This is a genomic window from Corallococcus sicarius, assembly GCF_003611735.1.
In the GTDB taxonomy this organism is placed as follows: domain Bacteria; phylum Myxococcota; class Myxococcia; order Myxococcales; family Myxococcaceae; genus Corallococcus; species Corallococcus sicarius.
Map to the genome: position 1 here is coordinate 1 of NZ_RAWG01000054.1, position 9,371 is coordinate 9,371.

Annotated in this window: 11 protein-coding genes; 6 read left to right on the plus strand and 5 right to left on the minus strand. The window is 70.0% G+C overall.

Annotated elements, in window-relative coordinates; genetic code table 11:
* Window positions 1–112: 112 nt before the first annotated feature.
* Window positions 113–1,186: a helix-turn-helix transcriptional regulator gene (locus tag D7X12_RS11170; protein WP_120625256.1), complete on the plus strand. Its 1,074-nt coding sequence runs from the start codon at window positions 113–115 to the stop codon at window positions 1,184–1,186.
* Here the strand turns inward: D7X12_RS11170 and D7X12_RS11175 are convergent.
* Window positions 1,181–2,062, minus strand: coding sequence for an alpha/beta hydrolase (locus D7X12_RS11175; protein ID WP_120625257.1), 882 nt, complete (start codon window positions 2,060–2,062; stop codon window positions 1,181–1,183). The two genes, D7X12_RS11170 and D7X12_RS11175, sit on opposite strands and share 6 nt — an antisense overlap.
* A 3-nt stretch (window positions 2,063–2,065) precedes the next feature.
* Entirely contained in the window at window positions 2,066–3,025 is a 960-nt protein-coding gene (locus D7X12_RS11180; protein ID WP_120625258.1) for an epimerase, read from the minus strand.
* A gap of 196 nt (window positions 3,026–3,221) precedes the next feature.
* Here D7X12_RS11180 and D7X12_RS11185 point away from each other — a divergent pair, with 196 nt between their 5' ends.
* Together D7X12_RS11185 and D7X12_RS11190 are read left to right on the plus strand one after the other, a co-directional pair.
* On the plus strand, window positions 3,222–3,983 hold the full coding sequence (locus tag D7X12_RS11185) for an endonuclease I family protein (protein WP_120625259.1): 762 nt from the start codon (window positions 3,222–3,224) through the stop codon (window positions 3,981–3,983).
* Window positions 3,984–3,992: 9 nt separating this feature from the next.
* Entirely contained in the window at window positions 3,993–4,643 is a 651-nt protein-coding gene (locus D7X12_RS11190; RefSeq protein WP_120625260.1) for a hypothetical protein, read from the plus strand.
* A gap of 1 nt (window position 4,644) precedes the next feature.
* Here D7X12_RS11190 and D7X12_RS11195 read toward each other — a convergent pair whose 3' ends face one another.
* The gene (locus tag D7X12_RS11195) at window positions 4,645–5,448 is read right to left on the minus strand and encodes a YqjF family protein (RefSeq protein WP_244224488.1); all 804 of its coding nucleotides are present in this window, start codon (window positions 5,446–5,448) and stop codon (window positions 4,645–4,647) included.
* A 23-nt stretch (window positions 5,449–5,471) separates the two neighbouring features.
* On the opposite strand from D7X12_RS11195, the gene D7X12_RS44975 reads away from it, so the two are divergent.
* Genes D7X12_RS44975 through D7X12_RS11210 form a run of 3 tightly spaced genes read left to right on the plus strand, consistent with a single transcriptional unit; the run spans window position 5,472 to window position 7,421 of the window.
* The gene (locus D7X12_RS44975) at window positions 5,472–6,281 is read left to right on the plus strand and encodes a hypothetical protein (protein WP_120625261.1); all 810 of its coding nucleotides are present in this window, start codon (window positions 5,472–5,474) and stop codon (window positions 6,279–6,281) included.
* Window positions 6,241–7,047, plus strand: coding sequence for a hypothetical protein (locus tag D7X12_RS44980; RefSeq protein WP_120625262.1), 807 nt, complete (start codon window positions 6,241–6,243; stop codon window positions 7,045–7,047). The genes D7X12_RS44975 and D7X12_RS44980 overlap by 41 nt, the downstream gene beginning before the upstream one ends.
* The gene (locus D7X12_RS11210; RefSeq protein WP_120625263.1) at window positions 7,044–7,421 is read left to right on the plus strand and encodes a DUF2019 domain-containing protein; all 378 of its coding nucleotides are present in this window, start codon (window positions 7,044–7,046) and stop codon (window positions 7,419–7,421) included. Before D7X12_RS44980 ends, D7X12_RS11210 begins: the two co-directional genes overlap by 4 nt.
* Here the strand turns inward: D7X12_RS11210 and D7X12_RS11215 are convergent.
* Window positions 7,408–8,547 carry an acyltransferase family protein gene (locus tag D7X12_RS11215; protein WP_341868215.1) on the minus strand — a complete coding sequence of 380 codons (1,140 nt, stop codon included), beginning with the start codon at window positions 8,545–8,547 and terminating at the stop codon, window positions 7,408–7,410. The two genes, D7X12_RS11210 and D7X12_RS11215, sit on opposite strands and share 14 nt — an antisense overlap.
* A gap of 12 nt (window positions 8,548–8,559) precedes the next feature.
* Window positions 8,560–9,366, minus strand: coding sequence for a Gabija anti-defense Gad2 family protein (locus tag D7X12_RS43690; protein WP_208718951.1), 807 nt, complete (start codon window positions 9,364–9,366; stop codon window positions 8,560–8,562).
* Window positions 9,367–9,371 lie beyond the last annotated feature (5 nt).

Genomic DNA, 9,371 nt, shown 5'->3' on the forward strand with positions numbered 1-9,371 from the left:
GCCGGTGGGCGGGCGAGGGTGTCATCGCGGACATACCTTTTCGGAGGGATGGGCATCGCTCCCAGGGCTGCCATCCTTGAGAGGTATCGAAACACCGGGGGAGGTACCCACCATGGGCAGGGCACTCAAGTTCGCGTCACGTGAGCAGGGATTGATCAGTGAGATGCGCAGCGGCCTCATTGACGTCCAGAGCTACGAAGACATCCACACGGTCATCGCGGACGTGCTGGTCCAGCTCTGTGGCGCGGACCACGTCGCGCTGGGCTTCGCCAACCTGGATGGCTCCGCCGGGCTGGAGTGGATGACGCGCACGGCGATGCCCCTGCTCAAGGACTATCCGGAGTGGGCGCTGCGCTGCTTCGTGTTCCAGGCCACCATGGCCCAGCCGAACATCGTGCTCAGCGGGCCGCAGATGCTGCGAGGCCAGGCGCTGGAAGACACGGAGACCTATCAGCGCAGTCGCGCGGTGGACCTGAACCTGCGGCACGTGCTGGCGGCGTTGCTCATGCAGGGACAGCAGGGGCTCAAGGGGGGCATCGCGGTGTACCGCGAAACCCAGCGGCCGTTTCCGCTCCAGGCCCAGCGGCTCCTCCAGGAGCTGACGCCGGACATCAAGGGCGCGGTGAGCAGCGTCCAGCGCTTCCATTCGGTGCGGATGGAGAACGACCTGCTCAAGGCCGTGTCCGTCGAACCGGGTGCCACGCTGTTCCTGTTGCCCCACCGGCGGGACATCGTGCGCACGCACACGGCCACGGCCCTGCTGGAGAAGTGGTTCGCGCCCCATGAGCTCCACCACGGCGTCCCCAGCGAGTGGATGGCCCTGGTGAATCACCTGTCGACCCAGGAGCGCACCCCGGACTCCGAGAAGGCCTCCCTGGTGAAGAGCCAGGATGGCAGGAAGTTGCAGGCGACGTTCACCCGGTCCCCGGTGCGGTGGGCCGGCCGGCTGTTGTGGGAGGTGCGCATCGTCGAGCAGTCCCACTGGATGAAGGACGAATGGCTCCAGGTGCTCACCGACAAGGAGATCGAGTTGGCGGACTGCCTGAACCAGGGCGCGGCCAACAAGGACATCGCCAAGACGCTCCACAACTCCGTGGAGACGGTGAAGGTGCACCTGAAATCGATGTACAGGAAGGTCGGGGTCCACTCCCGCACGGAGTTCCTCGCCAAGGTCCGCCGCTCATAGCGCGCGGTCGAAGAAGTCGCGCAGGTGGCGTGCGTAGCCTTCGGGGGCCTTCTGGGCGTACTCGCCGTGGGCCGCCTCCGGCACCTCCCACAGCTGCTTGGGCTCGCACGCCGCGCGGTAGAGACGGCCCCCCAGCTTCTGGGGCCCGTCCGGGTCGCTGCCCCCGTTGATGAGCAGCAGCGGCCGGCCCTCCAGCCGGCACATCCCGTCCAGCGGTCGCACGGCCTCCACGTCGATGCCCGCCCGGCGCAGCCCCCACAGCACGGCCCAGGTGCTCGCGCCGTAGTGCGAGCCCATGTCCCCCGCGAGGTCCGGGAACGCGCCCGCCACCGCCACCGCCTTCACGCGCGGGTCGTCCTGCGCCACCAGCAGGGCCGTCGTGCCCCCCAGGGAGAAGCCGAAGAGGCCCACCCGCCCCGGAGTCACGTCGGGCCGCGCCCGGACGAAGGCCAGGGCCGCGCGCACGTCCTCGCGCTCGGTGTCGCCCCAGCCAATCGCGTCGCCGTCGCTCTCCCCCTGGCCGTGCAGGTCGAACAGCAGCACCCCGTGGCCCGAGCGCGTGAGGACACCCGCCTCGAAGAGCAGCTGCGTGCGGTTGGCCGCGAAGCCGTGCACCAGCACCACCGCCGTGCCGTCGCGCGACGGCACGTACCAGCCGCGCAGGACGTGCCCGGCCGCCGGGAAGGACACCTCCTCCAGACCCGCCAGCGCGTCCGGCCCGGAGGGACGCGTCACCGGGATGCGCGCCGGGTGCACCAGGGCGCTCGCCGTGCGCAGGCCCCGCACCGCAGTGAACACGCCGAAGCCCACCGCACCCAGGGCCAGCACCGCCGCGAGGACCCGGAACCACCGCACGCGAACCTGCTTCGAGGACACGCGTCAGCTCCGCACGGACGCGGCGTCGCGCCAGCGCTCGACGAGGTCTCGTGCGGCGACTCCCCATTCGGGGTACTCGAAGGTGAAGCCCGCGTCCAACAGGCGCCCGGGCACCACGCGGCGGCTCTTGAGCAGCAGCTCCGTGTCCGTGCGCATGAAGAACGCGCCCACCTCCAGCATCCACTTCGTCGCGGGCAGCCCCACGCGCACGTTCGCCGCCTCGCGCAGCTTCGCCATGAACTCCCGATGGGGCAGGGGATGGGGGGCCGCGAGGTTCACCGGCCCGTCCAGGTCCTCGCGCTCCAGCAGCAACTGCACCGCGCGCACGAAGTCCTGGTCGTGGATCCACGACACGAACTGCTCCCCGCTGCCCGCGGTGCCACCCAGGCCCCGGCGCGTCAGGCCCAGGAGCACGTCGAAGATGCCCTCGCGGTCCGGAGCCATCACCATCGCGGCGCGCAGCGCCACCTTGCGCGTGCGCGGCGTGTTCGCCTCCGCGAGCGTGCGCTCCCACGCCCGGGCGATGTCGATGCTGCGCTTCCAGTACGCGGGCACCCCTGGCTCGTCCCCGCCAATGCGCCCCGTGGCCTCGTCGTTGGGCGCGTCCAGCCGGTGCGCGTACACCGTTGCGGTGCTCATCTGCAGCCACACGCGCGGCGGCCGCGCGGCCTGCTCGATGGCCTGTCCCACCGCGCGCGTGGAGTCCACCCGCGAGTCCATCATCTGGCGCAGGTTCTCCTCCGTGTAGCGGCAGTTCACGCTGCGGCCCGCCAGGTTGATGACCGCGTCGGCGCCGTCCACCTCTCGCGCCCAATCCCCCACGGTGCGTCCGTCCCAGTTCACCGTGCGTGCCACGCCCCCGCCACCCCGGCTCACGAGGACCACGTCGTCACCCCGCGCGAGGAACGCCCGCGCCAGCAGTGCGCCCACCTGCCCCGTGCCACCCGGCATCACGATCTTCACGGTCGACCCCCTTCGCGTGCCCTGCGATCCCAGGAATAACGTGCCGGGCCCGGCTCCTGCCCGTCCATTTCCCGGGATGTCGCGGGTTGGGCGGGAAAAAACCAACTGGAGCGGAGGGAAAATGCAGGGGGTGACGCAACCGGGCGGGGCCTGGGGCGAGAATGGCTCATCCCCCACCTCGAAGCCGAGGACCGTCATGCTCATCTCGTCCCGCCCGCTCTCCGCGCCCCGCACCTCGACGGTGTCCACGTCGGCTTCCAGCTTCGAGGCCCGCGCGCCGAAGAAGACCCCCGCCAAGCCCACGGCGCCGGTGGATGACTTCACGCCGGCCGGTCCGGATCCCCGCTACGACGGGATGAAGGACCAGGTCCTCATCAAGGCCCTGCGCGACGCGGTCTCCCAGCACAAGGACCTGGGCTACAACGGCGCGCGGAAGATCATCTTCACGACCCTGGACAACCACGACGGCATCGTCACGTGCGTCTACACGGGCAAGGAACTGAAGACGAACAAGATTCCCAGCAGCAACGTGATGAACACCGAGCACACCTGGCCCCAGTCCAAGGGCGCCACGGGCGCGGCGAAGTCGGACCTGCACCACCTGTTCCCCACCGACAGCAAGGCCAACTCCATCCGGGGCAACTACCCGTTCGGCACGGTGAAGACGGTGAAGTGGACGGAGAACGGCGCCAAGTTCGGCACGGACGACAAGGGCCGGATGGTCTTCGAGCCGCCCGAGGCCCACAAGGGCAACGTGGCGCGCGCGCTGTTCTACTTCTCCACCGTGTACAACAAGCGCATCCCGCCCGAGGAGGAGACGGTCCTCAAGCAGTGGAACACGCTGGACAAGGTCGACGCCGCCGAGGTCAAGCGCAACGACGCCATCCAGACCCACCAGCAGAACCGCAACCCCTTCGTGGACGACCCGACGTTGTCGGAGCGCATCGCGGACTTCTAGAGTCCCCGCATGTCCCGTCCTCTCGCGCCCTTGTGGGCGCTCGTTCCCAGCCGTACCGGCGTGCCCCTTCTGAAGGTGGGAGGCACGCCCGAAGCGCCCGGTCCCCTGGACTGGCCCGCCTGCGAGATGTGCAGCGGGCCGCTGCGCTTCCTCTTCCAGCTCCCGCACGTGGAGGGAAAGCTGGACCTGGCGCCGTACGCGTCGGTCCACGTCTTCCAGTGCGAGAACCCCGACTCCGTCTGCTTCCGGTGGGACCCCGAGGAGGGCGCCAACGCCGTGGTGGCGGTGAAGGCCGGCGCGCCTGCCGTCAGCGAGCCGCCGGGCCCGGTGAAGCCGTACGCGGAGTGGACGCTCGGCTTCGAGCCCGCCACCGAGGACACCGAGGCCCTGTCGGTGGACGTCAACGAGGCCACGGACGAGCAGCTGGCCGCGTTGGACCGCGCGCAGGAGACGGCGCCGGAGAGCAAGGTGGGCGGCGTGCCCGGCTGGCTCAACGGCGAGGCGACGCCGGAGTGCTGTGACGCGCCCATGCGCTTCGTCGCGCAGCTCTCCGCGATGCCGTACGGCCTGGAGTTCGGCGACAACGGCCGGGGCTACCTCTTCCGGTGCACGCGGGACGACTGCCCGCGGCCCTTCCGCTTCCTCACGCAGGGCGCCTGAGCTACGGCCCCGGCGGGGGGAGTCCACTGCCCGGCAAGACGGACACCTCCGAGCCGGTGGCGACGAAGGCGGAGTAGGGCGTGCCCTGGAGGGCTTCGGAGAAGGCGGGGCCATAGAAGCGGGGCACGTCGCAGTCGAAGGCCGTGTCCCGGGCGCGCCAGACGCTCCAGCGCGGGTGTTCCACGCGGTACTCGGCGCAGCCGCCGTCGCGTTGGGCGGTGTAGCCCCAGTAGTGCTCGGTGATGAATTCCTCCTGGGAGCCGGGGGTGCTCTCCGCCGGAGCGCCGGACGTCCGGGCGGACAGCTGGTGCCAGCGGCCGTGGGACTTCCACGCGTATTCGACGTGTCCGGGCGAGCCCGTGTCGGCGCCGTCCATGTTCACGGTGTGGCGCATGGGGAGCGCGACATAGGGCTCGTTGTAGAGGACGCGCGCCACGGTGGCGATGGCGAGCCGGGGGACGATCTCCCGCACGAACACCACGCCGCGCCGCCAGCCTTCAGGACCCTGGCGGCGCACGTAGAAGCGCAGGTTCACTTCATCGAAGTCCCGGTGGAACGGCACCGCGATGCCTCGCACGCGTGTGTCGAGGAAGCGGAAGCCGACCATGCTCGCGAAGGTGTGGCCCTGCCACGCGTCGAGTTCCGTGCCCTGGGGCACGAGGGGCCGCAGCACCGCCGGATCCACCTCGTAGTTGAGCATCAGGAGGTACCGCCACGTCGCCGTCAGGAAGGGGCGCATGGTGAGGGTGTAGCGCGCGCGGGGCGCGTGAGACCAGGGCAGTGGGTCGTTCGCAGAAGTCGTCATGTCGGATGGGAACGGAAGGATTCATGGCGCCCTCCTTGATGGGTGGGGCCTCCAGCCCGAGGTGGATGATGCGCGCGAACGTCGTGGTGTTGTGCGTGGCCCTTCTCCTCACGGGCTGCACCGGAGTGGAGACGTCCTCGCGGAGGGGTGGCTCGCGAGTCCTCCGGCAACGAGCGGCCTCCGTGTCGGACGGCTTCGGTGAGACGCGGTCAGGCACCGATGCGGAGGACGAAGACCCCGAGGAGGTGGAAGGCGGACAGCGGCTGCACCGCCGCCCTCCGGAGCGGATGCCGAGGGGGACGGTCATCATTCCACCGGGCCCTGGGAAGCTGTCACGGCAGGCCGTGGAGATGGGCCTGCTGGACGTGGACGCCTTCGAGAAGCTGCTGGTGCGTGCCGGACTGGAGGAATTGGACGAGCTGCCCATTCGCCACAATCCCTTCACGCCGGAGGACGCTGTCGAGGTGCTGGGACGGCTGATGCAGAAGCCGGTGACGTTGGGCACCTTCCCGACGCGCATGGCGGCGGGCTTCCTGCTGCGCGAGGTGCTGGAGCGAGGGGACGTCTCCCGCGAGGAGTTGGTGCGCCGGGTGAGGCGCTTCGCCCGCGAGCAGGTGGCGGTGCTGCGGCCGGACGGCTACCTCGCGTGGGCCCTCGACGGAAGCACGCAGCAGAAGGTGGCACCGGTGGAGTGGAAGGGGGGGGGCGTTTCGCGCGGGGCACTTCGAATTGGGGCGCTTCTACAGCGGGCGAGGCGGTGTCTTCCGCACGGTGGATGCGCGGCTGCGAAGCGTGGAGGGGCCGCCACTGGCCGAGGTGTACGACGACGCTGACGTCATCAACCGCTCGCTGGACGGCGCCGAGGATGCCTTCGTGGAGCTGTACCACGCGCTGGGGCAACTGCTCTCGCACCCCGCGGACAGCATCGCGGGACTGGGACATCTGCCTTCCGCCGTGGTGGCCCTCATCGGCTCGTCCCCCGCGTACTGGGAGCGCTTCCAGTCCATGACGGAGGGGGAGCAGATTCGCGAGGTGGCCCGGCTGACGACGGGGCTCCTCGTCACCTGCGGTGCGGCCTCTGCCACGACGCGAACGCTGACGGGGATGATGGCGGGCGCGGAGGCCTCCGTGCCGGTGCTCTCGTTGTCCGTCGAAGGCGCGCTGGCGGTGGAGCGCATCGCGGTGCCGGTGGGACGCGCGGCGGCGGTGTTGAGCGGTGGGCCGGGCGCGGCCATCATCCTGCAGCGGGTCGATGACGCTGCGGGCTCGGGAGGTGAGAGCGGTGGCGGGCCGAAGGCATATGCATCCTTCAAGTCCTTCAAGCGGGCCATGGGGCCCGCAGGGGAGGGCAAGGAGTGGCACCACATCGTGGAGCAGACGGACGGGAACGTGGCTCGCTTCGGGCCACAGGCGATTCACAACGTGGAGAACGTGATCCCGGTCGACGAGGCAGTCCACCGGCAGATCAGCGGGCTCTACTCCTCGATTCGGTCATATTCTCAAGGCAAGACCGTGCGTACCTGGCTGAGCACTCAATCCCTGGAGGCGCAGCGGGCGTTCGGGCTGAAGGTCCTTCGTGATGTTGGGGTCACTCCGTGAAGCGTGAGTCGTTGAAGCAAGCTTCTGTTCCTGAACTGGCGGCCGCCTATGCGCAGGCGGCGGCACTGCACGGGCAGGCCTCCATTGAGGGTGCGCACCGCGTTGCCAACGCCCAGTACAAGAAGCTCATGGCTGCATGGAGAGCGCTGCGGAACGGGGGGGCGGACGGACGTGCTGCCTTGACCGTGCTCCTGCAAGACAGCAACCCTCATGTCCGGCTGTGGGCTGCATCCCATGTCCTGGAGTTCGCCCCCGGGGTTGCTGAAGCCGAGCTGGAGCAACTGGCCCACGGTCCTCCCAGCGTGGTGAGGCTCGACGCCGAAATGACCCTCCGTGAGTGGAGAGCCGGGAACCTGAAGTTCACCGAAGATTGAGCGGCGCCTTCTTGAAGTAAGCCCGTCGCTCCAGCCGCTCGCGCCACCGCAGCGCGGGTCGCTCCACCCCGTGGTGCAGGAGCAGCGAGGCAATCAACACCGCCACGGCGCCACCCACCAGCGTGAGGACGTGGAACGTGCCCAGGCCGTGGGGCTCCAGGGCGACTCGCACCGCGTGCTGCACGGCCTTGTGCGTGAGGTAGACGGTGAAGCTCAGCGCCGCGAAGGTCCGCACCCCCGGGATGCGGGCACAGAGGCTTGAGACCGCAGGGCCCGCCATCGACAGCAGCAGCGCCGCGTAGCCGATGGAGATCAGGGGGAACGCCAGCACTGCGTAGGGCAGCTCCCGGTCGTATTGCTGATTCACGAAGAACGCACCTCCGATACCCAGCAGCGCCACTGCCGGCAGGAGCAGGCCCGGCCTGTGCGTCCAGCGCTCCCACGCCGCGGGCCGGAAGACGCGCACCAGCGCGAGCATCACGCCGCACAGCAGTCCGTCGAGCCGCGCATACGTCGGGTAGTAGAGGACCGTGTCATAGGTGCGCCACGCCTCGTCGTCCGGGCCCAGGCCCCCGAAGAGGTGCAGCCACAGGCCGCCGCGCAGGAGCATTCCGGCCACCATCACGGCCACCGCGCCCGCGACGACATGGAGCGCCCGCACCCGCCCGCGCAGCGCGAGCACCGTGAGCGGGAGCACCAGGTAGAAGTGCTCCTCCACGCACAGCGACCACGCGTGGGAGAAACCGCTGATCCGCAGGCCGAAGTTCTGCGTGAAGGTGAGGAAGCGCCACGCGGGCACGGTGAACGGGCGCTCGGTCCAGGCCGGGACGAACACGTACAGCCCCAGCACGACGAGGAACGACGGCAGGATGCGCAGCGCGCGCCGCAGGTAGAAGCGTGGCAGCGACGGTGTCTCGCCCTTCGCCACCGGCTCCAGGAACTGCGAGCCGATGAGGAACCCGCTCAGCACGAAGAACAGCTCCACGCCCGTCCAACCGAAGTGGGCGAGCATCCGGTAGGTCTCGTGACCCTCGGGACGTGGGTGGTGGTAGAGGACGACGAGGACGATGGCCAGGCCCCGGAGCAGGTCCAGGCCGGCGAAGTGACGCGGTTCGGTGGCGTTCAGCGGAAGCGGCTTTCAGCGGGGGGGAGGGCGCGATGCTAACAGGGCCTGCGTCACCGTCCGCAACGTCGCTGTTTCAGGCCAGAAGCCCCGGCCGGCGTACTTCACCAGCCGCTCGGCGGTGATGCGCGGGCGGACCATCTGCACCACCCGGACCCTGCGTCGGAAGAGGTCCGCCCAGGCGTGTGGGCCCGCGTGGAGCCTCCGGCCGTCCAGCAGGAACTGGCAGATGCTCAGGTCCGTGAAGGCCAGCTGGTTTCGCACCGGTTCGCCTCCCCCCGTGAAGAGGGCCGGGATGTGGACGAGCTGGAGCAGGTGGCCCTCCGGTGAATGCAGCTCCAGCGCGTACATCTCCCGGCCGTCCGGGAACCGCCGCAGGCGCAGCCGCTCCTGGAGCGCGCCGTCCCCTTCGAACACCGCCCCGGCGCAGGGCGCGTGGTCGCTGCGGCCCAGGGCCCGGTCCCTCAACCACGGACCCCAGCGCGTGGCCCCCTTCCTCCGGCAGGGCGTGTAGCCCGTGGCCAGCATCCGCCGCGCGGTCCGCTCCAGCGCCTCGAGCGAACCGCAGAACAGGTCGTAGTCACCCGTGTCCCCACCGTCGCGCATCTCGCCGGTGAGCCAGCGCAGGAGGCGGCCTCCCAAGAGCCACGTGTCGTCGCCCAGCAGGTGCCGGTGCGGCAGCTCCGGCAGGCCGAGGATGCGCTGGACCTCCTGGAAGGACACCGGCGGCCGGTCCTCCAGCGCCGCCGGGTCCTTGCTGCCGTCCGCGCCCAGGAGCGCTCGCAGCTGCGCGGCCTCGGCCTGTGTGAAGCGTCGGGGCATGGCGG

Excerpts from the sequence above, each read along its gene's own strand:
- D7X12_RS11170 (WP_120625256.1), top strand. The coding sequence starts at position 113 with ATGGGCAGGGCACTCAAGTTCGCGTCACGTGAGCAGGGATTGATCAGT.
- D7X12_RS11185 (WP_120625259.1), top strand. The coding sequence starts at position 3,222 with ATGCTCATCTCGTCCCGCCCGCTCTCCGCGCCCCGCACCTCGACGGTG.
- D7X12_RS11190 (WP_120625260.1), top strand. The coding sequence starts at position 3,993 with ATGTCCCGTCCTCTCGCGCCCTTGTGGGCGCTCGTTCCCAGCCGTACC.
- D7X12_RS11195 (WP_244224488.1), bottom strand. The coding sequence starts at position 5,448 with ATGACGACTTCTGCGAACGACCCACTGCCCTGGTCTCACGCGCCCCGC.
- D7X12_RS44975 (WP_120625261.1), top strand. The coding sequence starts at position 5,472 with ATGGCGCCCTCCTTGATGGGTGGGGCCTCCAGCCCGAGGTGGATGATG.
- D7X12_RS43690 (WP_208718951.1), bottom strand. The coding sequence starts at position 9,366 with ATGCCCCGACGCTTCACACAGGCCGAGGCCGCGCAGCTGCGAGCGCTC.